Annotated in this window: 26 protein-coding genes; 14 read left to right on the top strand and 12 right to left on the bottom strand. The window is 62.7% G+C overall.

Features of this window, described 5'->3' with window-relative positions:
- The first annotated feature begins 59 nt into the window (after positions 1-59).
- A complete protein-coding gene (locus QA637_RS17030; protein ID WP_153440547.1) occupies positions 60-644 on the top strand; it encodes an ActR/PrrA/RegA family redox response regulator transcription factor in 585 nt (194 codons plus the stop codon).
- 42 nt (positions 645-686) lie between these two features.
- On the opposite strand, the gene QA637_RS17025 is transcribed toward QA637_RS17030, so the two are convergent.
- Positions 687-1,214, bottom strand: a complete 528-nt coding sequence (locus tag QA637_RS17025) for an MmcB family DNA repair protein (protein ID WP_153440548.1) — start codon at positions 1,212-1,214, stop codon at positions 687-689.
- A gap of 251 nt (positions 1,215-1,465) precedes the next feature.
- Between QA637_RS17025 and QA637_RS17020 the strand changes: the two genes are divergently transcribed.
- Positions 1,466-2,140: a L,D-transpeptidase gene (locus QA637_RS17020; RefSeq protein WP_153440549.1), complete on the top strand. Its 675-nt coding sequence runs from the start codon at positions 1,466-1,468 to the stop codon at positions 2,138-2,140.
- A gap of 207 nt (positions 2,141-2,347) precedes the next feature.
- On the opposite strand, the gene QA637_RS17015 is transcribed toward QA637_RS17020, so the two are convergent.
- The 7 genes from QA637_RS17015 to hslV form a co-directional block, all read right to left on the bottom strand.
- Positions 2,348-4,519, bottom strand: coding sequence for a malate synthase G (locus QA637_RS17015; protein ID WP_153440550.1), 2,172 nt, complete (start codon positions 4,517-4,519; stop codon positions 2,348-2,350).
- Between the two features lie 170 nt (positions 4,520-4,689).
- Positions 4,690-6,693, bottom strand: coding sequence for a hydantoinase/oxoprolinase family protein (locus tag QA637_RS17010; RefSeq protein WP_283062420.1), 2,004 nt, complete (start codon positions 6,691-6,693; stop codon positions 4,690-4,692).
- Between the two features lie 169 nt (positions 6,694-6,862).
- Entirely contained in the window at positions 6,863-8,263 is a 1,401-nt protein-coding gene (locus QA637_RS17005) for a cytochrome P450 (protein ID WP_153440552.1), read from the bottom strand.
- 107 nt (positions 8,264-8,370) lie between these two features.
- Complete coding sequence (locus tag QA637_RS17000) at positions 8,371-9,315, bottom strand: DUF1402 family protein (protein WP_283062418.1); 945 nt, start codon at positions 9,313-9,315, stop codon at positions 8,371-8,373.
- A gap of 249 nt (positions 9,316-9,564) precedes the next feature.
- Positions 9,565-10,872 carry an ATP-dependent protease ATPase subunit HslU gene (gene hslU, locus QA637_RS16995; RefSeq protein WP_153440553.1) on the bottom strand — a complete coding sequence of 436 codons (1,308 nt, stop codon included), beginning with the start codon at positions 10,870-10,872 and terminating at the stop codon, positions 9,565-9,567.
- Positions 10,869-11,387: a GNAT family N-acetyltransferase gene (locus tag QA637_RS16990; protein WP_153440554.1), complete on the bottom strand. Its 519-nt coding sequence runs from the start codon at positions 11,385-11,387 to the stop codon at positions 10,869-10,871. Before QA637_RS16990 ends, hslU begins: the two co-directional genes overlap by 4 nt.
- A complete protein-coding gene (gene hslV / locus QA637_RS16985; RefSeq protein WP_153440555.1) occupies positions 11,377-11,934 on the bottom strand; it encodes an ATP-dependent protease subunit HslV in 558 nt (185 codons plus the stop codon). The genes QA637_RS16990 and hslV overlap by 11 nt, the downstream gene beginning before the upstream one ends.
- A 420-nt stretch (positions 11,935-12,354) precedes the next feature.
- On the opposite strand from hslV, the gene hisB reads away from it, so the two are divergent.
- The 7 genes from hisB to coaA all read left to right on the top strand — a co-directional run bounded on the left by hisB (position 12,355) and on the right by coaA (position 17,227).
- Positions 12,355-12,963, top strand: coding sequence for an imidazoleglycerol-phosphate dehydratase HisB (gene hisB, locus QA637_RS16980; RefSeq protein ID WP_153440556.1), 609 nt, complete (start codon positions 12,355-12,357; stop codon positions 12,961-12,963).
- 25 nt (positions 12,964-12,988) lie between these two features.
- Positions 12,989-13,465 (top strand): DUF2628 domain-containing protein, encoded by a 477-nt coding sequence (locus QA637_RS16975; RefSeq protein WP_153440557.1) that lies wholly within the window; start codon positions 12,989-12,991, stop codon positions 13,463-13,465.
- Positions 13,465-14,115, top strand: a complete 651-nt coding sequence (hisH, locus tag QA637_RS16970; RefSeq protein ID WP_153440558.1) for an imidazole glycerol phosphate synthase subunit HisH — start codon at positions 13,465-13,467, stop codon at positions 14,113-14,115. Before QA637_RS16975 ends, hisH begins: the two co-directional genes overlap by 1 nt.
- Positions 14,116-14,149: 34 nt before the next feature.
- Positions 14,150-14,887 carry a 1-(5-phosphoribosyl)-5-[(5-phosphoribosylamino)methylideneamino]imidazole-4-carboxamide isomerase gene (gene hisA / locus QA637_RS16965; RefSeq protein WP_153440559.1) on the top strand — a complete coding sequence of 246 codons (738 nt, stop codon included), beginning with the start codon at positions 14,150-14,152 and terminating at the stop codon, positions 14,885-14,887.
- A gap of 4 nt (positions 14,888-14,891) precedes the next feature.
- On the top strand, positions 14,892-15,668 hold the full coding sequence (gene hisF, locus QA637_RS16960; protein WP_153440560.1) for an imidazole glycerol phosphate synthase subunit HisF: 777 nt from the start codon (positions 14,892-14,894) through the stop codon (positions 15,666-15,668).
- A gap of 243 nt (positions 15,669-15,911) precedes the next feature.
- On the top strand, positions 15,912-16,235 hold the full coding sequence (locus QA637_RS16955; RefSeq protein WP_153440561.1) for a phosphoribosyl-ATP diphosphatase: 324 nt from the start codon (positions 15,912-15,914) through the stop codon (positions 16,233-16,235).
- Complete coding sequence (gene coaA, locus QA637_RS16950) at positions 16,232-17,227, top strand: type I pantothenate kinase (protein ID WP_153440562.1); 996 nt, start codon at positions 16,232-16,234, stop codon at positions 17,225-17,227. Before QA637_RS16955 ends, coaA begins: the two co-directional genes overlap by 4 nt.
- Before the next feature lie 49 nt (positions 17,228-17,276).
- On the opposite strand, the gene QA637_RS16945 is transcribed toward coaA, so the two are convergent.
- The 4 genes from QA637_RS16945 to QA637_RS16930 all read right to left on the bottom strand — a co-directional run bounded on the left by QA637_RS16945 (position 17,277) and on the right by QA637_RS16930 (position 20,868).
- On the bottom strand, positions 17,277-17,888 hold the full coding sequence (locus tag QA637_RS16945) for an alpha-ketoglutarate-dependent dioxygenase AlkB (protein ID WP_153440563.1): 612 nt from the start codon (positions 17,886-17,888) through the stop codon (positions 17,277-17,279).
- Between the two features lie 114 nt (positions 17,889-18,002).
- Positions 18,003-18,476: a peptidoglycan-binding protein LysM gene (gene lysM, locus QA637_RS16940; protein WP_153440564.1), complete on the bottom strand. Its 474-nt coding sequence runs from the start codon at positions 18,474-18,476 to the stop codon at positions 18,003-18,005.
- Positions 18,477-18,613: 137 nt separating this feature from the next.
- Positions 18,614-19,048, bottom strand: coding sequence for an alternative ribosome rescue aminoacyl-tRNA hydrolase ArfB (gene arfB, locus QA637_RS16935; protein ID WP_153440565.1), 435 nt, complete (start codon positions 19,046-19,048; stop codon positions 18,614-18,616).
- A gap of 209 nt (positions 19,049-19,257) precedes the next feature.
- Positions 19,258-20,868 (bottom strand): phosphoenolpyruvate carboxykinase, encoded by a 1,611-nt coding sequence (locus QA637_RS16930; protein ID WP_153440566.1) that lies wholly within the window; start codon positions 20,866-20,868, stop codon positions 19,258-19,260.
- A gap of 331 nt (positions 20,869-21,199) precedes the next feature.
- Between QA637_RS16930 and chvI the strand changes: the two genes are divergently transcribed.
- From chvI to QA637_RS16905, 5 genes are all read left to right on the top strand, one after another.
- Positions 21,200-21,925, top strand: coding sequence for a two-component system response regulator ChvI (gene chvI / locus QA637_RS16925; protein WP_153440567.1), 726 nt, complete (start codon positions 21,200-21,202; stop codon positions 21,923-21,925).
- Positions 21,926-22,205: 280 nt separating this feature from the next.
- Positions 22,206-23,990, top strand: coding sequence for a sensor histidine kinase (locus QA637_RS16920; protein WP_153440568.1), 1,785 nt, complete (start codon positions 22,206-22,208; stop codon positions 23,988-23,990).
- On the top strand, positions 23,987-24,445 hold the full coding sequence (locus tag QA637_RS16915) for an HPr kinase/phosphorylase (RefSeq protein ID WP_184108619.1): 459 nt from the start codon (positions 23,987-23,989) through the stop codon (positions 24,443-24,445). The genes QA637_RS16920 and QA637_RS16915 overlap by 4 nt, the downstream gene beginning before the upstream one ends.
- A 155-nt stretch (positions 24,446-24,600) precedes the next feature.
- On the top strand, positions 24,601-25,002 hold the full coding sequence (locus QA637_RS16910; RefSeq protein ID WP_153440569.1) for a PTS sugar transporter subunit IIA: 402 nt from the start codon (positions 24,601-24,603) through the stop codon (positions 25,000-25,002).
- On the top strand, positions 24,999-25,292 hold the full coding sequence (locus QA637_RS16905) for an HPr family phosphocarrier protein (RefSeq protein ID WP_167528290.1): 294 nt from the start codon (positions 24,999-25,001) through the stop codon (positions 25,290-25,292). Before QA637_RS16910 ends, QA637_RS16905 begins: the two co-directional genes overlap by 4 nt.
- Positions 25,293-25,301: the final 9 nt, after the last annotated feature.

The raw sequence follows: 25,301 nt of genomic DNA, 5'->3' as shown, positions 1-25,301 counted from the left end.
ACATAATTTCAGCGAAAACGGCATTGTTCGGGCCGTGTTTTGCCTAGGGATCGGAAGAAATGACGGAAAAATCGACAACCGCGCCGAGTGCACAGTCTTCGGATGCCGACCTGATCGGCCCGGACAGGACGCTGCTGATCGTCGATGACGACGGTCCGTTCCTGCGCCGTCTTGCGCGGGCGATGGAAGCGCGGGGCTTCACGGTCGATATTGCCGAGTCGGTCGCCGAAGGCATCGCCAAGGCCAAGGGCAATCCGCCGAAGCACGCCGTCATTGATCTCCGGCTCGGCGACGGCAGCGGCCTCGACGTGATCGAAGCGATCCGCGGGCGCCGGGACGACACGCGAATGATCATGCTGACCGGCTACGGCAACATCGCCACCGCCGTGAATGCGGTCAAACTCGGCGCCGTCGACTACCTCGCAAAGCCGGCCGATGCCGACGACATCTTCGCCGCGCTCGTCCAGCGCCAGGGCGAGAGGGTGGAGCCGCCGGAAAATCCGATGTCCGCGGACCGGGTCCGCTGGGAACACATCCAGCGCGTCTACGAGATGTGCGACCGCAACGTTTCGGAAACCGCCCGCCGACTCAACATGCACCGCAGAACGCTGCAGCGCATTCTGGCGAAGCGCGCCCCGAAATAATCCGATATCAGCTGTTTTTGAAGTGAAGGCGCACGCGGCTGCCTAACCGTCGCGCGTGCCGGCCACGATATCGCGAATCGAGTCACCGAGTTCCCCGTTTCGCTCCGCTGCCCACTCAGCAAGCATCAGTCGCTGGGCGGCTGTCCGGGCGAATGATTGAACGACGGACTTGCGCGTTGCCGGCGCGAGGCGATGTTCCGGTGCCTCTCGCAGCATGTGCGCCCCGTAGCCGTCGGAAAGCAGCAGGCCGCATTCTTCCGGAAAGATGTCCAGCGGCACGGCCGCGTGGGTCGCGAAAAACAGTCGGTCGCAATGCAGCCGGTACTCGGGCCATTTGCGATCTACGCGAAAATCCTCGATCGACGTCTTGATCTCGATGATCCAGATCTCGCCCTTTGCCGAAAGCGAAATGAGGTCGGCGCGCCTGCCGCTTGCGAGCGTCAGTTCGGGCAGGACGGAATGCCGAAATTCCGCAAGCAGCCGCTGAACGCCGCGGCGCACCTTCATCGCCCGTTCGGACTGACGTCCGTCGGAGAGCGGATTGTCTCCATGGATCGATAGAATCGTCATCGGTTCACTCTCGGACTAAAACAATTCCAGCAGAGGCGTGAAGCGGTTTCCGTCCGGAATTGCGTCGTTTCAACACCTTCCACTTCGCCATTTTGTTGCAAAAAAGCAATCGTGACGGAATTTACACTTTTCGGCCAAATTGCGGCGGCGCAGTCCCTTGCGCGGCGCGATGCAATCGAAAATAAGCTGATGACGCTGACGGCCGGGCATCCTCCCTCCCGTATTCCCTTACTTCCTTTCACGAGACCCCCATGCGCTTCCGCAACGCTATCCTCTTGTGCAGCCTGGCCGCCACTGTTGCCCTCGCCGGCTGCTCGCAAACGACGTCCACGACCGGCCCGGCTCCCGAGGGTCAGAAAATCGCGACGAATCAGATCTTTACCGGCACATACGGCGCCGTCGAGGACCACGGCTACGCGCTGCCTGCTATTCCGATCAACCGGGTCGACCAGCGTTTCCACCGCCAGATCGTCGACTACGCGACGAAGGAGCGACCGGGCACGATCATCGTCAACACGCCGAATCGCTTCCTCTACTATGTCCTGCCGGGCGGTAAGGCCGTACGTTACGGCATCGGCGTCGGCAAGGCCGGGTTCGCCTGGGAAGGCGAGGCCTATGTCGCCTGGAAGCAGGAATGGCCGACCTGGCATCCGCCGAAGGAAATGGCCGAGCGTAAGCCGGAAGTCGCCAAATATGTCGAAGACGGCATGGGCCCCGGCATCAGCAATCCACTCGGCGCGCGAGCTCTCTACCTTTTCAATGACGAGGGCAAGGACACGCTCTTCCGCCTGCATGGCACGCCGGAATGGGCCTCGATCGGCACTGCCGCGTCGTCGGGCTGCATCCGCCTGATGAACCAGGACATCATCGATCTCTATTCGCGTGTCCGGCCGGGCAAGGGCGCAAGGGTGGTCGTTCAGCAGTAACGCTGCCGGGTTTTGATAATGAGAGAGCCGTCGGTCGATGCCGGCGGCCTTGTTTATTTTCCAGCCAATTTAGTGTGTCAGCGGCGCCGTTGCTCGCCCCTCACCATAGCCCTCCCCCGCACGCGGAGAGAGGAGACTGAGGCGGTGCGGCATCGTCCCTTCTCCCGCCTGCGGGGAGAAGGTCGCGGCAGCGGGATGAGGGGCTGCTTATGCCCCCAGCTTCGCCTTCAACTCCAGACGACGGCGATGCAGGACCGGCTCGGTGTAGCCGTTCGGCTGTTCGCGTCCCTTGAGGACGAGGTCCAATGCGGCCTGGAAGGCGACCGATTCGTCGAAGCGGTCGGCCATCGTCGTATAGTTCGGATCTTCCGCGTTCTGCTGGTCGACGACCGCCGCCATTCGCTTCATCGTTTCGACGATCTGCATCTCGCTGACAATGCCGTGATGCAGCCAATTCGCCATGTGCTGCGCCGAAATGCGCAGCGTCGCGCGATCTTCCATCAGGCCGATATTGTTGATGTCCGGCACCTTGGAGCAGCCGACGCCCTGGTCGACCCAGCGCACGACATAGCCGAGAATCCCTTGGGCATTGTTGTCGAGCTCTCGCTGGATTTCGGCCTCGGTCCAGTTCGGCCGCGCCGCCACCGGCACCGAGAGGATGTCGCCGAGCTTGGCACGCGGCCGGTTCTTCAGGCCCTCCTGAACTTCCGCGACGTTGATGCGGTGATAGTGCGTCGCATGCAGGGTCGCGGCCGTCGGCGACGGAACCCAGGCGGTGTTCGCGCCCGCCCTCGGATGGGCAATCTTCTGTTCGAGCATCGCCGCCATAAGGTCCGGCATCGCCCACATGCCCTTGCCGATCTGCGCGTGGCCGGAAAGCCCGCACTCGAGGCCGATGTCGACGTTCCAGTTCTCATAGGCCGTGATCCACGCCGCCTGCTTCATGTCGCCCTTGCGAATCATCGGGCCGGCTTCCATCGAGGTGTGGATCTCATCGCCGGTGCGGTCGAGGAAGCCGGTGTTGATGAAGACGACGCGCTCGCGGGCGGCGCGGATACATTCCTTCAGGTTGACAGTGGTGCGCCGCTCCTCGTCCATGATGCCCATCTTCATGGTGTTTGCCGGCATTCCAAGCGCCGCCTCGACGCGTGCGAAAATCTCGCAGGCAAAGGCAACCTCTTCCGGCCCATGCATCTTGGGCTTGACGACGTACATCGAACCCGCGCGCGAATTCGCCCGGCGGCCGTTGGATCCGATGTCGTGAAGCGCGATCAGGGCCGTGACCATCGCGTCCATGATGCCTTCCGGGATCTCGCGGTCGTCGCGGTCGAGTATCGCCGGGTTGGTCATCAGGTGGCCGACATTGCGCACCAGCATCAGCGAGCGTCCGGGCAGCGTCAGCGCCGTTCCGTTCGGCGTCGTGTAAACCCGATCGGCATTGAGCTTGCGGGTGAATGTCCTGCCGCCCTTGGAAACCTCTTCCTCGAGGTCGCCCTTCATCAGACCCAGCCAGTTGCGGTAGACGACGACCTTGTCTTCGGCATCGACAGCAGCGACGGAATCCTCGCAGTCCATGATCGTCGTGATCGCCGATTCGATGATGATGTCCGACACGTTAGCCGGATCACCCTTGCCGATCGGCGTCGTCGCATCGAGGACTACGACGATATGAAGATTGTTTTGGCGCAGAACGATTTCCGATGGCGCTTCGGCAGGACCGGAATAACCGGCGAAGCGGGACGGATCCGCGAGCGCCGTCTTGGTGCCGTCCGCAAGCGCGATCGCAAGCGCAGAAGCTTCGACCCTCAACCCTGCCACATCGCTCCAGCGACCCTTGGCGAGCGGCGCGCTTGCATCCAGAAAGTCCCGGGCCCAGGCGATGACCTTGGCGCCGCGCTTCGGATTGTAGGTCTTGCCCCGCTCCGCGCCGTCGGCGTCGGGAATTGCGTCGGTGCCATAGAGCGCGTCATAGAGCGAGCCCCAGCGGGCATTGGCGGCGTTCAGCGCATAACGCGCGTTCATCACCGGCACGACGAGCTGTGGGCCGGCGATCGTCGCGATCTCGGGATCGACATTCGCGGTGGAGACGGAGAAGGCTGGGCCTTCCGGCAGAAGGTAGCCGATCTGCCTCAGAAAGGCCTCGTAGACGTCGAGATCGACGGGCGGGCCGTTGTCGCGATACCAGGCATCGAGCTGCGCCTGCATCTCGTCTCGCTTGGCAAGAAGCGCCCGATTCTTCGGCGCGAGATCGTGGACGAGATCAGCGAAAGCGGAAAAGAACCGCTCGGGGTCGACGCCGGTGCCCGGCATCGCCTCCTCAACCAGGAAATCATGGAGACCTGCATTGATCTTCAACCCAAACTTCTCAACGCGGTCCATGCGACAACTCCTGAAATCTCTGTTTCGGTATTCCGATAAGTAGGGCGGGACGCGGATGGGGAAGCGCGCTGACCCGCTCACGCGCGCGGACAGTCTCTCATCAATCCTTTGCCTGTCAATTCCGCAAGGATGTGAAGAATTCTTTCCAAAACGGAAAAGATCGACATGCATTAGTGATGCGCGATACGCGGCCGGCCGCTGGCCGAAGCGATGAACCGCGCCTCGATCAACTTGCGGCCGCCCTCGATCTCCGGCGCGTCGATCTCTTCCCACATCGTCGCCGCCGGTTCCTCGGCGCCATTCGCGCGGGCGGTCTCGAGCGCCATGGACTGTGCGCGGTGCCGGGCGACGCCGAAAGCCTGCTCCTGATCGAGAAAGCGTTCGCTCGCGCCGGCGCCGTTGACAATGAAGATACCCTCTTCCGGTGTCGTCACGAAAACGGTGACGGAGGCCCGGACCTGCCCAACCACCGCTCCGACGGCATTCGCCACGTCCGCCTCGGCCGGTATCGCTGCATCCGTACCGAGCATCTCGGCGATAGCCGGGTAATAAACGGGCGCCGAAGCGCCGAGACCGACAAGAGGCCGATCAAGCCCGAGCGAAAAACGGACGATGCCGGGTTCGCGTTTCAGGGCACGATCGACGGTGAGTGACGTTGCGGGGTCGATGGTGCCGGCGCCATCCTCGCCGAGACAGGCCTGCAGGATCACTTCCGATGATTGCCGCGTCAGCCGGTCGACGATCATCTCAGCCAGTCCTTCGGCGGATGCGGCGATCGGCTGGCCGGAGCCATCCTTCATGCGTGCGGCGATCTCCAGGCCGAGGCGGGCCGCCGCCGCATTCCACTGCGCCTGCCTGCCGAGCACATGCATCGCATCCGACGGCGTGATGCCTGAGATATGCACCAGCCCTCGCGCCACGAGGCGGTCGAGCGTCGCCTTCTGCGGCGTGCTGAGGAGCACGTCCGCGAGCGCCACCGGCACCGGGCCGATCCGCGCGTATAATGCCTGTTCCTGCGGCTGAAGGCCGCTCGCGACGTGATCCGGCAGACCGGTCCGCACGGCGAGGCGGCCGTCGTGTCGTCCCGCATGCGTCGCGCGCAGTTGCTTTTCGAGCACGGACAGCACGGCGTCGCCGTGCAAAGCGGCCGCGAGGCTCAACGGCAGGAACCGGCGCGGACCAAGATCGATCTTTGCCTTGAGGCCGCGATCGTTGATGCGCACTTCCGAATCGCCGCCGAGCCCATAGGTGCGCATCGCGACCGCCTCGACCATGGTGCGAAAGCCGCCGACGACGGCGCCTTCGGCGTCGAGCCTCGGACGGCCCTTCTCAAGCACGGCAACATCCGTCGTCGTGCCGCCGATATCGGAGACCACCGCGTTTTCGAGGCCGGTCAGATGCCGGGCGCCGACGAGGCTTGCAGCCGGCCCGGAAAGGATCGTCTCGATCGGTCTCAGCCGCGCTTCCGCTGCGGAGATCAATGCGCCATCGCCGCGCACCACCATCATCGGCACGTGAATGCCGCGGACCTTGAGGAAATCCTCGCAGGAGCCGATCAGCCGATCGATCATCGAGACCAGCCGGGCATTGAGAAGTGTCGTCAGCGCGCGGCGCGGGCCGCCGAGCTTCGACGAAAGCTCATGGCTGCATGTTACCGGCAGGTGCGAAACCTCGCGGATGCGTTCGCGCACGCGCTTTTCATGCGCCGGGTTGCGCACGGCGAAATAGCCGGCGATCGCGAACGACGATACCTGGTTTGCGAGTGTCGGCAGCGCCTCGTCGAGCGCGCTCATGTCGAGCGGCGTCTCGCCGCCATGCACATTGTGCCCGCCGGGCAGGAAAAGCACGGGATCGGAGCCCAATGCCTCAAGCAGGCCGTCGCGCTTCAAATCCTCCGGACCGAAGCCGATCATCACCAGGCCCGCTCTGCCGCCCTGCCCCTCGACCAGTGCGTTGGTGGCGAGCGTCGTCGAGAGCGAAACGAGGCTGATCGCCGAAACAGGAACCTTCGCCTTTTCGAGAACGGCTTCCACCGCTCCGGCGATGCCGACCGCCAGATCATGGCGCGTCGTCAGCGCCTTGGCCTTGGCGACGACGCCCGCCGCTTCGCTGAAGAGAACGGCGTCGGTATAGGTTCCGCCGGTGTCGATGCCGAGAAGAAGATGCGAGGTCAATTTTCTGCTCAGTCCAGTTTTTGAGGATCGGGAGGAGTCCCGAAGGTGGAAGGATCGTCTGGTGATAGGACATAATTCCGGGAAAGACCATCGCGTGAGAGCGACCTTTGTGCGTCTGGTTGGTGCGGCGTCCAATCAGATTGCAACGGTACGGTGGCCACTCAGGGACCTACTCAGCCCGCAGCGACACCTTCATCGGCAGGCCGCCCCTCGGTTGCGTCGTCAGCCGCTGCACCGGCCAGGGATGGGTCGCCTCGGTCAGATCGAAGCGGAAACGGTGCATCAACACGCCGAGCGCGATAACCGCCTCCTGCAGGGCGAAGGTCGCGCCGATGCAGACGCGCGGGCCCGCACCGAAGGGCAGATACTGGAACCGGTTGATCTTCTCCCGGTTCTCCGGGAGGAAGCGCTCCGGCATGAACGCGCGCGGCTTCTGCCAATAGAGCGCGTGCCGATGGAGCGTCCAAGGCATGATTAGCACCGTTATGCCTTTTTCGATGCGGACATATTCGCCGGCCGGCGATGTCCACTCATCTTGCTCGATTGCGGCGCGGTTGATGGACGGCGCGGGCGGATAGAGCCGCAACGCCTCCTCGAAGGCGGCAAGCACATGCGGCATGCGATCAAGCCATTCGACGGGGTCAGCGCCGCTTGTCACCACCTCGTCTACCTCGCGCTCCATCACCTCGCGATAGGCCGGCGTATTGGCGATGCAGTAGAGGGTCCAGGCGAGCGCCCGCGCCGTCGTTTCATGCCCGGCGCCGATGAAAGTCAGGATATTGTCTTCGATCTCGGACGTCGAAAGACCCTCGGGCCCTTCGAGCTGCAGCAACAGCGTCAGAAAATCGTTCGGAACGCGTTCGGATTCCTCCGCCATCCGCCGCCGGCGTTGCGCCATTGTGTCGGAAACGATCGACCGGAACCGGTTCAGGACCTTCTTGCCGCCGATGCGGGTCAGCCGCGGCACCCACGGCGGCGCCATCAGGAGATCCACGGGATCGACTCGGCCCATCCGGTGCAGCAACTCCTCGACGTTGCCCGCAAAGCCTTGCTTTTCGACGGCGATCTCGCCGGAAAAGAGGGTTTCGGCGAGGATCTCGAAGGTGAGCTCAGTCATGTCGACGGCAACGTTCGTCACCAATGGCTCTGCGCCGGCGCGCTCGTAGCGCTCAACGAATTCCTCGCAGACGCGGTGCATCTGGCCGGCAAAGCCCTTGGCGTGCCGCGGCGTGAAAACCGGCGCCATCGCCTTGCGGCACCGCTTCCAGATATCGCCTTCCGCCGTCAGCAGGCCGTCGCGAAGGATCGGGCGAAGGATCAGCTGCCGGACGACCGCCATCTCGTAATTGCCGGCATTCTCGACGAGCACATGGCGGATGAGACCGGGATCGTTGACGATCAGGGTGCGCTGATTGATGAATTTCGTCTCGATCCAGGGCAGCGTGTAGGAGGGCTCGCCCCAGAGTTCCAGCGGATTGCGAAAGACCGTGCGGATGATCTGCAGCCGCGAGGGAATGCCGACCCGGGGTTCGGGCGCGGGCGGCTCGAAGGGTTCCGGTCGCGTGTCCATGATGGAGGCCTTTCTCGATCGTCTACCGTTGCAATTATATACGGCGCAATCGAGGTAGATGCTTCACGTGAATCACAAATGAGCGAAGCGGACGAGCCTCACTCGGCTCAAAGCAGGCCTTCCAGTTCGGCGAGCTTGTCGTTGACGAGCCAGCCGTAATAATTCTCCTCCGGCCAATGGACCTCGCCGCCCTGGTTTTTCGCTGCGAGCGCCGCGGCGCGCTGATCCGGATTACCGACATTGTAGAGCGTCGCGGTCAGACCTGGATTGTTGGAGATGTCCATGCCGGCGATCGAGCGATAGGCATCGATCGAGTGGCGGATCGAGGCCGCCATATAGGCGAGCGAGACGTCCGGATCCATGATCGCCTCATAAACGCCCGCGGCGTTGTTCTCATCCAGGCGCTCGTAGCCCGAAACGCGCGAAACCATGTCCGTCAGCATCAGGGCGGTCAATGGATTGATCTGGCCGAGACCGAATGTCTGGCCAGCGAAAAAGGGCTGGAAGAAGACGGCGCTGAAGCGGTTGTTCGGGAAGGATTGCCCGCCGACCGAGCGGCCGCGGAACTCGCTCTCCCACACGCGCTCGCGGCAACTCCACAGCGCATAGGAATTGTCCTTGCCGGCGCAGGCGGAAAACTGCGGTCGCGCGACGAACTCGTCAACGGACTCGCCGTCATAGCCGAACTGGAAGCTGTTGCCGGCATAGGCGGCCGCCTTGACATAATAGGATTGCAGCCGGTCATAGGCATCGACATTGTAGGTATGCTCGCCGACGATGGCGCCGATCATGTGGATCGGCGCGATGCCATAGGCGCCGGCGACCGACTTGATCTTGCCGACGAGCTGGCGATCGCTGGCGAGCAGATCACGCACTTTCTCGTATTTGGCATCGAAGGAGGTTCGGCCCGCTTTCGTGCGGCGAACCGAGGCGCCCGGTATCTTCGGCTGCTCGACGTGGCGGTTGCCCGCGGGAACCATTTCCGCCGCGGCTCCCGGACCGGCGGAGAGGCAAAGCGTGGCGATGACGAGCAAGCAGGCGGTGAGACGCACGATCTGTTCTTCCTATGAAACTCCGGACCCCCGGTCATTCGAGCGCGCGGCCCCTACGGCAAGATCATGTCGGAATAATGCCCGGCCTTCGATCGATCACCGACCGCTGTAGAAAAAATAAATGCGCCTGTCGAGGGACGGGCGCCTCACAATTCGGCGAGTGCCGGAGTTTGCTTCCCTCCGGCACAGCGATTCAAAGTGCCACAGCATCCCTTGCGCCCCTGACAGGATGCGCGGCGCTGTAGCGGGTCACAAAATATAGCGTGACAGGTCCGTGTTGGCGGCGAGATCGCCGACGTGCTCGCGGACATATTCCGCATCGATCATCACCGTCTGGCCGCCACGGTCCGGCGCGTTGAAGGACACGTCGTCGAGAACCCGCTCCATCACCGTCTGCAGGCGGCGCGCACCGATATTCTCGACGTTGGTGTTGAGCTGAACCGCGACCTCGGCGAGTGCGTCGATCGCATCCTCGGTGAAATCGAGCTTTACTTCCTCCGTGTCGAGAAGCGCCTTGTACTGGCGGATGAGGCTTGCCTCGGTCTCGGTCAGGATACGGCGGAAATCCTCCTTGGTAAGCGCGCGCAGCTCTACGCGGATCGGCAGGCGGCCCTGCAGCTCCGGAAGCAGATCCGACGGCTTGGAGACGTGGAATGCGCCGGAGGCGATAAAGAGGATGTGATCCGTCTTCACCGGCCCGTATTTCGTCGCGACCGTCGTGCCCTCGACCAGCGGCAGCAGGTCCCGCTGGACGCCTTCTCGCGATACGCCGGCACCCATGCCGCCGTCGCGGGCGGCGATCTTGTCGATCTCGTCGAGGAATACGATGCCGTCGTTCTCGGCTGCCGACACGGCCTCACGCTGGATCTGCTCGTTGTCGAGCAGCTTATCGGACTCGTCGTTGATCAACAGCTCATAGGAGGCCTTGACGGTCGTCTTGACCTTCTTGGTCCTGCCGCCGCCGAGCGCCTTGCCGAACATTTCGGAAAGATTGAGGACACCGATATTGGCGCCCGGCATGCCCGGAATCTCGAAGGCCCCCGGAGCGCCGGTTTCGGCAACATCGATCTCGATTTCCTTGTCGTCGAGCTCGTTGGCGCGCAATTTCTTGCGGAAGGAATCGCGCGTCGCGGGCGAGGCCGTCGCGCCGACCAGGGCATCGAGCACACGTTCTTCGGCGTTCTGATGGGCCTTCGCCTTGACGTCGGCGCGCTTCTTCTCCCGCACCAATGTGATGCCGACCTCAACGAGATCACGAACGATCTGCTCCACGTCACGGCCGACATAGCCGACCTCGGTGAACTTGGTGGCTTCGACCTTGACGAAGGGGGCGCCAGCAAGCTTCGCCAGCCGCCGGGAGATTTCCGTCTTGCCGACGCCGGTCGGGCCGATCATCAGGATATTTTTCGGCATCACCTCGTCGCGCAGATCGTCGTCAAGCTGCTGGCGCCGCCAGCGGTTGCGCAAGGCAATGGCAACGGCGCGCTTCGCGTCCTTCTGGCCGATGATGTAGCGGTCGAGCTCCGACACGATTTCTCTGGGTGAAAAGTTGCTCATGAATTCCTCTCAAACTCCGTGCGCGTCAGCTCCATCAGGAGCGTGCGGCCGGACTCGTCTATCCATTCGCCAAAGGGCACGAAGCCTGCCTTCGAATAGGCCCGGACCGCGCGGCGGTTGCCGGCGTCAGGGTCGATCACGATGCGGACGGCGCCGTTTTCGAACAGTCTTTCGGCAAAGGCCTTGAGCGCCAGGGCAGCGATGCCTTTTCCAGTCATTTCAGGCGGGCCTACGAAGATATCCACGCCGGGCGTGTCGGACGGCAGATCCTTCGCCCAGGGCTCGTCATACTGGGACGGCGTCCAGGACTGAATGTATCCGGCGGGCTTTCCGTCGACATGAAAAATGAAGCCCTCCACTTCGCCGCTCGCGCAGCCATCGCGGATCGATTCCAGTTCCTTGTCCGGGTCGCCCCACCACTGCCGTACATGCGGCTCTGAAAGCCAGCCATGCAGCATCGACAGGTGGCTGTCGGCTACGGACAGGAAACTGACGTCGATCCCGTCATTCGGCATCCAGCGTCTCCACCACGAGATTGTGGTTGGTGTAGACGCAGATATCACCCGCGATTTCGAGCGCGCGCCGAGCGATCTCTTCCGCGGACTTGTCGCTGTCCATCAGCGCACGCGCGGCCGCCAGGGCATAGTTTCCGCCCGAGCCGATCGCGATCGTGCCGTGTTCGGGTTCGAGCACGTCGCCATTGCCGGTGATTGCCAGCGTAATGGATCTGTCGGCGACGAGCATCATCGCCTCGAGATTGCGCAGGTATTTGTTCGTGCGCCAATCCTTGGCGAGTTCGACGGCGGCACGCATGAGCTGGTCGGGATATTGCTCGAGCTTGGCCTCGAGCCGTTCGAGCAGCGTGAAGGCATCCGCCGTCGCACCGGCAAAGCCGGCCATCACGTCGCCCTTCGACAGGCGCCGGACCTTGCGGGCGTTGCTCTTCATGACGGTCTGGCCGAGACTGACCTGACCGTCGCCCGCCATCACCACCTTGCCATCCTTGCGCACCGTGATGATGGTGGTCGCATGCATCGTTCCGTAGGGATTGTGTTCACTCATCAAGATACCTATCGGGCCCTCGGGGGCGTTGCGGCTCCACTGCACGATCGCCCTGATCGGGATGATTTAAGGGCAAAATCATGCAGCGACTTTAGAGTGCTGCAGCGATTTTTGCGAGACGCGCGCCGCTGCAGGCGAGCCTGGTTGCTTGACGCCTATGTAAGTGCACGCCGCGCGATTGCAATTGGTCGTGCAGTCTGCCGGCGATCTTCCGTGCCGCCGACCGCGATCGGTCGAATTTCCATGACGGTTCTGGATATTTCGCGCCTCCCCTGATATGGAGCGGCTCTGGAACGGTACGGGAAAAGTGTGACGTGATTTTCCTCCCGCACATCCAGCTCTAGTTTTAGTATCGATCCCGCTGATTTCCGGGCGTTTCAGAGCGAAATCATCCGGATCGAACGCGTACAGGAGAGCCTGATGGCAGAAAGCATGCCCAGCCGCAGCGGCCAAGTTTCCAGAAAGACAAATGAAACCGCTGTATCGGTCTCCGTCAACATCGACGGAACGGGAACGTCGAAGATTGCGACCGGCGTCGGCTTCTTCGACCATATGCTGGACCAGCTTTCGCGCCATTCGCTGATCGACATGGAGATCAAGGCGGACGGCGACCTGCACATCGACGACCATCACACCGTCGAGGACACCGGGATTGCGCTCGGCCAGGCACTCGCCAAGGCGCTCGGCGATCGCCGCGGCATCACGCGCTACGCCTCGATCGACCTGGCCATGGACGAAACGATGACGCGCGCCGCCGTCGATGTTTCCGGCCGGCCGTTCCTCGTCTGGAACGTGGCTTTCACCTCGCCGAAGATCGGCAGCTTCGACACGGAACTGGTGCGTGAATTCTTCCAGGCGCTGGCCCAGCATGCAGGCATCACGCTGCATATCCAGAACATCTACGGCGCCAACAATCATCATATCGCCGAGACCTGCTTCAAGTCCGTCGCCCGCGTGCTTCGCACCGCAACCGAAATCGATCCGCGCCAGGCTGGACGCGTGCCCTCGACCAAGGGAACGCTCGCCTGAGCCGGCAATACCCCGGCTGAGACCCATGGCTTCTTATCTGATCATGACCCCGCCCGGCGCACCGGCCGATGACGAAAGGGCGCGGTTCATCGCGGACGGATTTTCCTGGCCCGCATTTTTCTTTCCCGCGCTTTGGCTGATGAGCAAGCGGGCATGGCTTCTTGGAATCGCAGTTGCCGTTCTGCAAATCCTGTTAATCTTCCTGTCCAGCGTACCGGGTGCCTTTGCCCCCTCGCTTTTCATGCAACTGGCGCTCAGCCTGCTGGTATCGCTCGAAGGCCCGCTTCTGGTCGCGCGGAACCTCAAGAAGCGAGACTGGACGCTTCGCTTGATCGTCCCGGCGCGCGATCTGGAAACAGCGGAAGAGATCTATTTTTCCAACATACCGGCCACGGCGGATGGTAAGACGGCAACTCCGTTGCCGTCAGACGAGCGCTCTGCGGCGAAGCGGGCCGACAGCAGCGCCGGCCTTGGCCTCTTTCAACCCTATGGAGAACGCTGATGCGGGTCGCCATCATTGACTATGGGTCGGGCAATCTGCGCTCGGCCACGAAAGCCTTCGAACGGGCGGCACGGGAAGCCGGCATCGCGGCGGAGATCGACCTGACCGACAGGCCGGAACGGGTGGCGTCCGCCGAGCGCATCGTCCTGCCGGGCGTCGGCGCCTATGCCGATTGCCGCCGCGGCCTCGCTGCGGTCGCCGGCATGGAAGACGCGCTGAAACAGGCTGTCGAGAAGGACGGGCGTCCGTTTCTCGGGATCTGCGTCGGCATGCAACTCATGTCGTCGCGCGGGCTCGAAAAGACGATCACAAAGGGCTTCGGCTGGATTCCGGGCGACGTCAAGGAAATGACACCGGCCGATCCGTCGCTGAAAATCCCCCAGATCGGCTGGAACACGCTCAAGCTCAACCGGCCGCACGCGCTTTTTGCAGGAATTCCGACCGGCGAAAACGGCCTGCATGCCTATTTCGTGCATTCCTATCATCTCGCCGCCGAGAAACCCGAGGACGTCATCGCGGAAGCGGACTACGGCGGCCCGGTGACCGCCTTCGTCGCACGCGACAACAAGGCGGGCTCGCAGTTCCACCCGGAAAAGAGCCAGACGCTTGGCCTCGCCCTCATTTCGAATTTCCTGCGTTGGAAGCCTTGAGGCTGCCGGCGTTCATTCTTGATCGGATCAACACATGATTCTCTTCCCCGCGATCGACCTCAAGGACGGACAATGCGTGCGCCTGAAGCTCGGCGACATGGACCAGGCGACCGTCTATAATCCCGATCCGGCCGCCCAGGCGCGCGCCTTCGAGGAGCAGGGCTTCGAGTGGCTGCATGTCGTCGACCTGAACGGTGCCTTTGCCGGTGAGACGGTGAACGGCGCGGCGGTCGACGCGATCCTCGAGGCAACGCGCAATCCGGTGCAGCTTGGCGGGGGCATCCGCACCCTGGCGCACATTGAGAACTGGCTTTCGCGCGGGCTCGCACGTGTCATTCTCGGCACCGTGGCCGTGCGCGATCCGGCGCTCGTCATCGAAGCCTGCCACAAATTCCCCGGCAGGATCGCCGTCGGCATCGACGCCAAGGGCGGCAAGGTGGCGGTCGAGGGCTGGGCAGAGGCCTCCGAGCTCGGCGTCATCGAGCTTGCGAAGAAATTCGAGGGCGCCGGCGTCGCGGCGATCATCTATACGGATATCGACCGCGACGGCATTCTGACCGGCATCAACTGGGCTTCGACGCTGGAGCTTGCCGATGCGGTGTCGATCCCGGTGATCGCCTCAGGTGGCCTCGCCTCGATGGACGACATTCGCCGCATGATCCAGCCGGATGCGCGCAAGCTCGAGGGCGCCATTTCCGGTCGCGCGCTCTACGACGGCCGCATCGACCCGCAGGAAGCGCTGGCATTGATCCGCGCCGCGAGAAAGGGATGATCCGATGACCTTGAAAGCCCGCGTAATCCCCTGCCTCGACGTCAAGGACGGACGTGTCGTCAAGGGCGTCAATTTCGTCGACCTCATCGACGCGGGCGACCCGGTCGAGGCGGCGCGCGCCTATGACGCGGCCGGTGCCGACGAGCTCTGTTTCCTCGACATCACCGCCTCCTCGGACAATCGCGAAACGATCTTCGACGTCGTCGCCCGTACCGCCGAACAATGCTTCATGCCGCTCACCGTCGGCGGCGGCGTGCGGCAGGTTTCCGATATCCGCAAGCTGCTGCTTGCCGGCGCCGACAAGGTGTCGATCAACACGGCGGCGGTGAAGAATCCGGAGTTCGTCGCGGAGGCCGCCGACAAGTTCGGCAACCAGTGCATCGTCGTCGCGATCGATGCCAAGAAGGTATCCGCCGAGGGCGAGGCGGACCGCTGGGAGATCTTCACCCATGGCGGACGCGAGCGGACCGGCATCGACGCCGTCGAATTCGCCCGGAAGGTCGTCGATCTCGGCGCCGGCGAAATCCTGCTGACGTCCATGGATCGCGACGGCACGAAAAGCGGCTACGATGTCGCGCTCACGCGGGCGATTGCCGATGCGGTGCGTGCGCCCGTCATCGCCTCTGGCGGCGTCGGGACGCTCGACCACATGGTGGAAGGCGTGCGCGACGGCCACGCGACGGCGGTGCTCGCAGCGTCGATCTTCCATTTCGGCACTTACAGTATCGGCGAGGCGAAGCGTTATATGGCCGAGCACGGCATCGCCATGCGGCTCGACTGACGACTATGCGAGCATGCAAGGGCCGCGCGATTGCTACCCCCTCTGGCCCGCCGGCCATCTCCTCCACAAGGGGAGAGAACAGATGCGGCACGCTCCGCGCCTCCGTCCATGCATTCCGCTTGCCGCAGCTTATCGGTCGGACAACAGGGGCAGCCGCTTGTTTTCTCCCCCCTTGTGGAGGAGATGGCCGGCAGGCCAGAGGGGGTTGACCGGGATGCCGCACAAGACCCAAGGGAGCCAACCATGACCACGTTCACTCTTTCCGATCTCGAAAACATCGTGGCCGTGCGGGCAAAGGCGGCACCGGAGGAATCCTGGACCGCCAAGCTCGTCGCGGCCGGCCAGCGCAAGGCGGCAAAGAAGCTCGGCGAGGAGGCGGTCGAAGCCGTGATCGCTGCGATCAGCGACGACCGCAAGAATCTGGTCGATGAGAGTGCCGACCTTCTCTATCATCTTATGGTCGTATTGAACATTGCAGCCATCCCGTTGCAGGATGTAATGGACGAACTTGCCAGGCGGACCAGCCAGTCCGGCCTTGAGGAGAAGGCAAACCGGAAAAATCCATGACTATCGCAGCGAAAGACGTCGACGCCGCGGATCTTCCAGGCAACCTCCAAGGTGGGGACTACTCGCCCTATCATGTGTTCTCAGCCGAGGAATGGTCGCGCTTTCGTGCCGACACACCTTTGACGCTGACGGCCGATGAGGTGCAGCGCCTGCGCTCGCTGAACGACCCGGTCGACCTTGGCGAGGTACGCCGGATCTACCTGTCGCTGTCGCGCCTGCTTTCCGCCCATGTCGAGGCTTCGCAGATCCTGTTCCAGCAGCGCAAGCGCTTCCTCAGCATGTCCGACGAAACGAAGACGCCCTTCGTCATCGGCATCGCCGGTTCGGTCGCCGTCGGCAAATCGACGACGGCGCGCATTCTCGCCGAGCTGTTGGCGCGCTGGCCCTCGAGCCCGAAGGTCGACCTGATCACCACTGACGGCTTTCTCTACCCGAACGCGATCCTGCAGCGGGAAAACATGATGGATCGCAAGGGTTTTCCGGAGAGCTACGACATCGGCGCGCTCCTGCGCTTCCTCTCGGCGATCAAGGCGGGCCAGCCGAACGTCAAGGCACCAACTTATTCGCACCTGACCTACGACGTCATCCCGGACCGGTTCCAGACCATCGACCGGCCGGACATCCTGATCTTCGAAGGAATCAACGTGCTGCAGTCGCGCAATCTGCCGGCCGACGGCAAGATCGTGCCGATGGTATCGGATTTCTTCGATTTCTCGATCTATATCGATGCCGAGGAAAGCCTCATACACAGCTGGTACGTGAGCCGCTTCATGCGGCTGCGCGAAACGGCCTTCAAGAGCCCGCAGTCCTTCTTCCACCGCTATGCGACGATCAGCGAGGACGCGGCACGCGCCATCGCCGAGGGGCTCTGGCACAACATCAATCTGAAAAACCTGCACCAGAACATCCTGCCGACACGGCCGCGCGCGGACCTGATCCTGCAGAAGGGCCCCAACCACCTGACGCAAACGGTGGCGCTCCGGAAGCTTTGAAGCGAGCACGGCGCCCCAGTACGGCCGCGCCCGATTCCTCATCCGACTTCTAAGGATTGACCCGGCGCAAGGTGAGATTCAGGCGGCCGCCGTTCTTCAGGAGCGTCGAGGTGTTCGGATAGATGCGGTCGACGCCGTGGAAGGCTAGCCTGCCTTCGCCGCCGAGCACGACGACGTCGCCGCTTGCAAGCTTGAACGAGATCGTCTGTCCACTGCGTTCCCGGCCCCCAACCCGAAAGAGGCAGGTATCGCCGAGCGATATCGAAACGACGGCGGTCTCGAGGTCCTTCTCGTCCCTGTCCTGATGCAGGCCCATGCGCGCGTCTGCGGAATAGAAGTTGACGAGGCAGGCCTCCGGCTCCTTGTCGCTTGCCGAAACTGCGCGCCAGATGTCGTTGAGTGCGGCCGGCATTGCCGGCCAGGGCTTGCCCGTCACCGGGTGCTTCGCCTGGTAGCGATAGCCCCCTTCCCGATCGGTAACCCAGCCGAGCGGACCGCAATTGGTCATGCGCACCGACATCGGCTTGCCGGTCTTCGGCATTTCCGGCACGAAGAGCGGCGCCTCCGTCACGACCAGGCGAATGGCCTCGACCAATTCCTCCTGACGGGAGCGGTCGAGGAAACCCGGAATATGTCTTATCCCTTTCGGCAGAACCTGCATTGTGTGTGTCCCGTCATCCGCTGCTGCGATCGACGGGCCCCAGTTCGTCAAACCCGAACTCGCCCGCTCTATAGCTATCGCGGAACTCGGTCGCCACCCGAAAAAAACCGCCGCTCAGCCAGCGTCCAGATCCGGAATGCGCAGAACCTGCCCCGGATAGATCTTGTCGGGATCTTTCAGCATCGGCTTATTCGCTTCGAAGATCAGCGGGTGTTTGGCGCCCTTACCCTTGCCGTACTGCGTCTCGGCAATCTTCCAGAGATTGTCGCCCTTCTTAACGGTGTAGAAGACGGGGGCCTTGGCGGGTGCGGGCGCGGCGCCGGCGTCCGCGACCTTAAGATCGGAGGCTTCCACCGCCGACACGCCGAGCGTGTTGCCGACAGCCACGACGGCCTTTTCGAACGTCGACTGATCCTTGACGACGCCCTTGAGGACAACCTTGTCGTCCACGACTTCGACCTGCACGTCCTTGGTGCCGAGGTCATGCGAGGCGAGTTCCTTCTGGACACTGTCGGCATCCGGCGGCGTATCGTCGCTGCCGATCCCAAGCTTCTTGCCGGCATTCTTGATAAAGCTGAACAAACCCATGGTTGCCTCCTCTTCCGCAGATGCCCCTCGATAAAAGAGGGCGGCACCGGCGAAAGTTCAAGAGAGCGGCCGAAAGATTCACTTGGCCCGTACGAGGAGCCGCGGGCGCGGTTTCTTACGCACGCTCGCAGACTTCCTCACTCGCCGCCGGGCCGCCCGCGAAGCTTCTTGATTTCGGCGCGGCCGGATTTCTCCTTCAGCCGCCGCTCGATCGAACTGCGGGTCGGCTTCGTCTTCTTGCGCGGGGGTGGCGGCGGCTCGGCCGCCTTCAGAATGAGCTCCTTCAGCCGCTCGCGGGCATCCTCGCGATTGCGCTCCTGGCTGCGAAAACGACTGGCCTCGATCATCAGCACGCCGTCCTTTGAGGCACGGCGGCCCGCAAGCCTCAATGCATTTGCCTTGACGCGATCCGGCAGCGACGGCGAGGCCTGAATGTCGAAGAAGAGCTGGACCGCCGTCGACACCTTGTTGACGTTCTGTCCGCCCGGTCCTCCGGCCAGCACGAACTGCTCCGTCAATTCCCAGCCGGCAATGACGATGCCGTCGTTGATGTACAGCGGTTCGCTGGCCATGGTTGCTCCGTTTCAGTCGTGCTGATGCCGCGGGCAGGCGGTTCCCCTTCCCCTCTCTAACCCATCAGAATCGATCACGTTCATGATTTTGGATCGAATCGCTCCGAAATCCACTGTGGCCTATAGCGAAGCATTTGAAAACAATCGGGATAAAACGCGAAAACCCGGCCCAACGGACCGGGTTTCACGTGAATCATAGCCGGCGATCTTTATTCGGCGGCGACCTTCGCTCCGGGTGCCGCGTCGCGCACGCTGCCGTCGACATGGCTTTCGAACTTGGCGAAGTTGGCGACGAACATGTCGACCAGGCGGCGCGCCTGGGAGTCATAGGCCACGCCGTCCGCCCATGTCGAACGCGGATCGAGAATGCCGTCGTTGACGCCCGGCACGGATACCGGGACGGCAAAGCCGAAATTCGCGTCGGTGCGGAACGCCGCATCGTTGAGCGAACCGTCAAGGGCTGCCGAAAGCAGCGCACGCGTCACCTTGATCGGCATGCGATGCCCCGTGCCGTAGGCGCCGCCGGTCCAGCCGGTGTTGACTAGCCAGCAGGTGACGCCGTTCTTGGCAATGAGGTCCTTCAGCAGATTGCCGTATTCCGACGGATGGCGCGGCATGAACGGAGCGCCGAAGCAGGTCGAGAAGGTCGCTTCCGGTTCGGTCACGCCCTTTTCCGTTCCGGCGACCTTGGCCGTGTAGCCGGACAGGAAGTGATACATCGCCTGTTCGGGTGTCAGCCTGGCGATCGGCGGCATGACGCCAAAGGCATCCGCCGTCAGCATGATGACGGTGCGCGGCTGCGGCGCCGTGCCCGTTTCGCTGGCATTCGGAATGAAGTCCAGCGGATAGGCGATACGGGTGTTTTCCGTCAGCGAGCCGTCGTCGAAGTCAGGTACGCGGCGCTGATCGAGCACGACGTTCTCCATCACGGTGCCGAAGCGCCGGGTTGTGGCATAGATCTCCGGCTCGGCCGTGGCCGAGAGCTTGATCGCCTTGGCATAGCAGCCGCCCTCGAAATTGAAGACGCCGTCCTCGCCCCATCCGTGCTCGTCATCGCCGATGAGCGTGCGGGCGGGGTCGGCCGAAAGCGTGGTCTTGCCCGTGCCGGAGAGGCCGAAGAAGATGGCAGTGTCTCCCGCGGGACCGACATTGGCCGAGCAATGCATCGGCATGACATCCTTTTTCGGCAGGAGATAGTTGAGCACCGTAAAGACCGACTTCTTCATTTCGCCGGCATAGGAGGTGCCGCCGATCAGGACGAGGCCGTTCGTGAGGTCACAGGCGATTACCGTCTCGCTGCGGCAACCGTGGCGCGCCGGATCCGCCCGGAAGCTCGGCAAGTCGATGATCGTCAGTTTCGGCTCGAAGCCCGCAAGCGCCTCGCGCGCCGGGCGGATCAAGAGATTGCGGATAAAAAGCGAGTGCCAGGCGAGCTCGGTGACGACGCGCGTCGGCAGGGCATGGGCCGGATCGGCGCCGCCGATGAGGTCCTGCACGTAAAGCGACTTGCCCTTGGCATGAGCAAGCATGTCCTGGCGCAGGCGCTCGAAGTTTTCGGCCGACATCGCGTTGTTGTTGTCCCACCAGATCTGGTCAGCGGTCGCCGCGTCGCGGACGACGAACTTGTCCTTGGGGGAGCGGCCCGTGTGCTGCCCGGTCCGAGCGCAGAGTGCGCCGTGTGCGGTCAATTGCGCCTCGCCACGGCGAAGGGCGTCCTCGTAAAGCTCCGCTGCCTCGAAGTTGTAGCGGACGAAAGCCAGGTCCGAAAAGCCTATTGTTTCCAGTCCGTTCGAGGGGTTGCGGCTGCCGAGTTGCTCCATGGTCAAGCTTCCTTTGTCATTGGCCATCGGTGGTGAAGATCGTCGGAACATACCGACAAGGTTGATCGAAGACAAGATATCGACTCCTAAAACAATAATGATATCAGTATATTAATCGATTTAAAGAAAAATGTGTATTTTTTAATCGGTTGAATTATGCTTCACCAAGACACATTTGTCGGCCAGTCCCGAGACGATTGACAGGCGGCGCTTTTCTGCTTCGCCACAATTTGTTCCACCTTTATACTCAAGTAACGCCGATGACTCGCGATTGCCGCGATTCCTGCAGCGGGTCTGGCCAACGGACCAAAATAAGACGGAGTTGAATACGATGCAGACCATCGCGCTTGTCGATGACGACCGCAATATCCTGACATCCGTGTCCATCGCGCTGGAAGCCGAGGGCTACAAGGTCGAAACCTACACCGACGGTGCATCGGCACTCGAGGGCCTGCTGGCGCGTCCGCCGCAGCTCGCAATCTTCGACATCAAGATGCCGCGCATGGACGGCATGGAGCTGTTGCGCCGCCTGCGGCAGAAATCCGACCTGCCGGTGATTTTCCTGACGTCTAAGGACGAGGAGATCGACGAGCTTTTCGGTCTCAAGATGGGTGCCGACGATTTCATCACCAAGCCCTTTTCCCAGCGCCTGCTGGTCGAGCGCGTGAAGGCGATCCTGCGCCGCGCGCCGAATCGCGACCTTGCCGCGGTCGGCGCCATCGGCACGGCAAAGGCTTCCGACGCACCGTCCCGGTCGCTGGAACGCGGCCAGCTCGTGATGGACCAGGAGCGCCACACCTGCACCTGGAAGAACGAGTCGGTCACGCTTACAGTCACCGAATTTCTCATCCTGCACTCGCTGGCGCAGCGTCCGGGCGTGGTGAAGAGCCGCGACGCATTGATGGATGCCGCCTATGATGAGCAGGTCTATGTGGATGACCGCACGATCGACAGCCACATCAAGCGGCTTCGCAAGAAGTTCAAGATGGTCGACAACGACTTCGACATGATCGAAACACTTTACGGCGTCGGCTATCGTTTTCGCGAGACGGCCTGAGGGCCTTAGCACCACGCTTGCCATGGCGGCGATTGTGGATCATGCAGAAATGGCGTAACGGCGACGCGGGAGTGGCAACCCGCGTCGAGCAGGCCGCGTCCGCGGGACAAGAGCCGCCCCGGCGCATGAGCCGGGAACCAGGCGGAGCCCCGGGATCAGGCGGATGCAATGTGCCGGCGCACTGCATTCAAAGAGCTACAGCGTCCTTTGCGCATCTGATTAGACGCGCGGCGCTTTAGGAGAAGAAGGCGACGGAATTTTCGTCGTGGGAGCGGGAGACTTGGTAGAAGTCTTGCAGGGCGATCTCGAGGATATCGAAGGGCGGGCATCGGCGCGCAGCGAGCGCCGATGGGCGCACCCCTTCACGCTGATCCGGCGCCTGTTCGGCAATGCCGTCTTTTCGAGCCTCACCCGGCGCATCGTCTTCTTCAACCTCGTCGCGCTCGTGGTGCTCGTCGGCGGCATCATGTATCTCAACCAGTTCCGCGAGGGCCTGATCGACGCCCGGGTGGAAAGCCTGCTCACCCAGGGCGAGATCATCGCCGGGGCCATTTCGGCCTCCGCCTCGGTCGACACCAACTCGATCACCATCGATCCGGAAAAACTGCTCGAACTGCAGGCCGGTGAAAGCATCACGCCGCTGCCGAACGACGAGGATCTCGAATTCCCGATCATCCAGGAGCGTGTAGCACCGGTCCTCAGACGGCTGATTTCGCCGACGCGGACGCGCGCCCGTCTCTTCGACGCCGATGCCGATCTCCTGCTCGACTCCCGCCACCTCTATAGCGGCGGCCAGGTGCTGCGCTTCGACCTTCCGCCGGTCGACCCGGAAACGACCGGCATCGCCGACAAGCTCAGCATGTGGCTCAACCGGCTGCTGCAGCCGGGCGACCTGCCGCTCTACAAGGAGCCGCCGGGCGGCAACGGCTCGATCTATCCGGAGGTGATGAATGCGCTGACCGGTGTGCGCGGCGCCGTCGTGCGGGTGACGGAGAAGGGCGAGCTCATCGTTTCGGTCGCAGTGCCGGTGCAGCGTTTCCGCGCCGTGCTTGGCGTACTCCTGCTTTCGACGCAGGCGGGCGACATCGACAAGATCGTCCATGCCGAGCGCCTGGCCATCATCCGCGTCTTCGGTGTTGCCGCGCTCGTCAACGTGATCCTGTCGCTGCTTCTGTCGTCGACGATCGCCAATCCGCTGAGAAGGCTGTCGGCTGCCGCGATCCGCGTGCGCCGCGGCGGCGCTAAGGAACGGGAGGAAATCCCGGATTTCTCGTCGCGCCAGGACGAAATCGGTAACCTCTCCGTGGCGCTTCGGGAAATGACGACGGCGCTCTATGACCGCATCGCGGCGATCGAAAACTTTGCCGCCGACGTCAGCCACGAGCTCAAGAACCCGCTCACGTCGCTGCGCAGCGCCGTCGAGACCCTGCCGCTCGCGCGCAACGACGACTCGAAGAAGCGGCTGCTCGACGTCATCCAGCATGACGTACGCCGCCTCGACCGGCTGATCAGCGATATCTCCGACGCCTCGCGGCTCGATGCCGAACTGGCGCGCAGCGACGCCAAGAAGATCGACCTGGAGAAGCTGCTCGGCGATCTCATCGATATTTCCCGACAGATCCGCAGCAAGAAGAAGCCGGTGCTCCTCGACTTCGTCATCGACCGCAAGGACAATCCGCGGGCAAGCTTTGTCGTCAACGGCTACGAGCTGCGCATCGGCCAGATCGTCACGAACCTCATCGAAAATGCCCGCTCCTTCGTGCCCGAGCAGAATGGCCGCATCGTCGTGCGCCTGACCCGGTCGCGGTCCCGCTGCATCGTCTATGTCGAAGACAACGGACCAGGCATCCAGGCCGAAGACATCGATCGCATTTTCGAACGCTTCTATACCGACCGGCCGGAGGGCGAGGACTTTGGCCAGAATTCCGGCCTCGGCCTTTCGATCTCGCGCCAGATCGCCGAAGCGCATGGCGGCACGCTGAAGGCGGAAAACATCGTCGGCCAGGGCGGGCACGTGACCGGCGCCCGCTTCATCCTCGCGCTGCCCGCCGAGCCGCACCAGTGACCGCGCCTACCTGCAATATCCACGCAACGGCCATCGTTCTCGGCTCGACCGGATTTCTGATTACCGGCCCTTCCGGTTCGGGCAAGTCGGCCCTGGCGCTTTCCTGCATTTCCGAGGCGAGGCGGCGCGGACGTTTCGCGGCACTCGTCGCCGACGACCGGGTCGACCTCAGCCTTTTAAACGATCGGATAATCGCCCGGTGCCCCCCATCCATTCGCGGCCTGATCGAGATCCGCGGCGGCGGCATCGTCGCCGCCGAAACGGTTTCGGCCTGCGTTCTCGACTGGGCGATTATGCCGGTCCGACCGTCCGGCGATGAGCGTCTGCCGCCCGAGAACGAAGAGCTGCAGCTAGATATTGGGCGAAGTCTGCCGCTGTTGCGCGTTCCCGTTGAAAACCTCGTTTCGCCTCTCGATGCACTGCACGCGCTGCTACCCAAAAATCTAGCACTTTAGCCTTATCCGAAGGCATAAGGGCTGCTTTTTCGGCATTTTTGGCTTGCACTTCCCCTTTTCCTTGCCAAGATGGCCGCCCCAACAGGTGGACGAAATTGCTGCATTGCGATATCTGACCATCAACGAGTTGCTATGCAGTTGGAGCAAAGATACCCATGATCGGACTTGTGCTTGTCACCCATGGCAAGCTGGCGGAAGAGTTTCGGCATGCTTTGGAGCATGTGGTCGGTCCGCAAAAAGCTATCGAGACCGTGTGCATCGGGCCCGAGGACGACATGGACCAGCGGCGTCAGGATATCCTCGATGCGGTCGCGGGCGCGGACGAGGGCAATGGCGTCATCATCCTGACGGACATGTTCGGCGGCACGCCTTCCAACCTTGCCATCTCGGTGATGCGCAGCGGCAGCGTCGAGGTGATCGCGGGGGTCAATCTGCCGATGCTGATCAAACTTGCCGGGGTTCGCGGCGAGAGTGACATGGACAAGGCCCTCGTCGAGGCCTCCGAGGCGGGGCGCAAATACATCAATGTCGCCAGCCGCGTGCTGAGTGGAAAATGATGGACCATCGCCCGGACATGTCGCTGACTCGGGAGCTGCTGATCATCAACAAACGCGGCTTGCATGCACGCGCTTCGGCGAAATTCGTCCAGACCGTCGAAGCCTATGATGCCGAGATCACCGTCTCCAAGGACGGCATGACGGTCGGCGGCACGTCAATCATGGGGCTGATGATGCTCGCCGCCAGCACGGGCTGCACCGTTTTCGTGACCGCCAGCGGCGTGCAGGCGGAAGAGGCGCTCAACGCCCTCGACGCCTTGGTGCGCGACAAGTTCGGCGAAGAGATCTGACGCGGTTCG

The sequence above is a fragment of the Sinorhizobium terangae genome, from assembly GCF_029714365.1.
Classification (GTDB): Bacteria; Pseudomonadota; Alphaproteobacteria; order Rhizobiales; family Rhizobiaceae; genus Sinorhizobium; species Sinorhizobium terangae.
Note: the sequence above shows the minus strand (reverse complement) of the source record. Positions and strands in the feature narration are given on the sequence as shown.

What these genes read in the sequence shown, in the direction of transcription:
- hslV (WP_153440555.1), bottom strand. Translation starts at nt 11,934, where the DNA reads ATGAGTGAACACAATCCCTACGGAACGATGCATGCGACCACCATCATC.
- QA637_RS16955 (WP_153440561.1), top strand. Translation starts at nt 15,912, where the DNA reads ATGACCACGTTCACTCTTTCCGATCTCGAAAACATCGTGGCCGTGCGG.
- hslU (WP_153440553.1), bottom strand. Translation starts at nt 10,872, where the DNA reads ATGAGCAACTTTTCACCCAGAGAAATCGTGTCGGAGCTCGACCGCTAC.
- QA637_RS17020 (WP_153440549.1), top strand. Translation starts at nt 1,466, where the DNA reads ATGCGCTTCCGCAACGCTATCCTCTTGTGCAGCCTGGCCGCCACTGTT.
- QA637_RS17005 (WP_153440552.1), bottom strand. Translation starts at nt 8,263, where the DNA reads ATGGACACGCGACCGGAACCCTTCGAGCCGCCCGCGCCCGAACCCCGG.
- coaA (WP_153440562.1), top strand. Translation starts at nt 16,232, where the DNA reads ATGACTATCGCAGCGAAAGACGTCGACGCCGCGGATCTTCCAGGCAAC.
- QA637_RS16990 (WP_153440554.1), bottom strand. Translation starts at nt 11,387, where the DNA reads ATGCCGAATGACGGGATCGACGTCAGTTTCCTGTCCGTAGCCGACAGC.
- QA637_RS16910 (WP_153440569.1), top strand. Translation starts at nt 24,601, where the DNA reads ATGATCGGACTTGTGCTTGTCACCCATGGCAAGCTGGCGGAAGAGTTT.
- arfB (WP_153440565.1), bottom strand. Translation starts at nt 19,048, where the DNA reads ATGGCCAGCGAACCGCTGTACATCAACGACGGCATCGTCATTGCCGGC.
- hisH (WP_153440558.1), top strand. Translation starts at nt 13,465, where the DNA reads ATGCGGGTCGCCATCATTGACTATGGGTCGGGCAATCTGCGCTCGGCC.
- chvI (WP_153440567.1), top strand. Translation starts at nt 21,200, where the DNA reads ATGCAGACCATCGCGCTTGTCGATGACGACCGCAATATCCTGACATCC.
- QA637_RS16975 (WP_153440557.1), top strand. Translation starts at nt 12,989, where the DNA reads ATGGCTTCTTATCTGATCATGACCCCGCCCGGCGCACCGGCCGATGAC.
- QA637_RS16905 (WP_167528290.1), top strand. Translation starts at nt 24,999, where the DNA reads ATGATGGACCATCGCCCGGACATGTCGCTGACTCGGGAGCTGCTGATC.
- lysM (WP_153440564.1), bottom strand. Translation starts at nt 18,476, where the DNA reads ATGGGTTTGTTCAGCTTTATCAAGAATGCCGGCAAGAAGCTTGGGATC.
- hisA (WP_153440559.1), top strand. Translation starts at nt 14,150, where the DNA reads ATGATTCTCTTCCCCGCGATCGACCTCAAGGACGGACAATGCGTGCGC.
- QA637_RS17015 (WP_153440550.1), bottom strand. Translation starts at nt 4,519, where the DNA reads ATGGACCGCGTTGAGAAGTTTGGGTTGAAGATCAATGCAGGTCTCCAT.
- QA637_RS17030 (WP_153440547.1), top strand. Translation starts at nt 60, where the DNA reads ATGACGGAAAAATCGACAACCGCGCCGAGTGCACAGTCTTCGGATGCC.
- QA637_RS16930 (WP_153440566.1), bottom strand. Translation starts at nt 20,868, where the DNA reads ATGGAGCAACTCGGCAGCCGCAACCCCTCGAACGGACTGGAAACAATA.
- hisF (WP_153440560.1), top strand. Translation starts at nt 14,892, where the DNA reads ATGACCTTGAAAGCCCGCGTAATCCCCTGCCTCGACGTCAAGGACGGA.
- QA637_RS17025 (WP_153440548.1), bottom strand. Translation starts at nt 1,214, where the DNA reads ATGACGATTCTATCGATCCATGGAGACAATCCGCTCTCCGACGGACGT.
- QA637_RS16945 (WP_153440563.1), bottom strand. Translation starts at nt 17,888, where the DNA reads ATGCAGGTTCTGCCGAAAGGGATAAGACATATTCCGGGTTTCCTCGAC.
- hisB (WP_153440556.1), top strand. Translation starts at nt 12,355, where the DNA reads ATGGCAGAAAGCATGCCCAGCCGCAGCGGCCAAGTTTCCAGAAAGACA.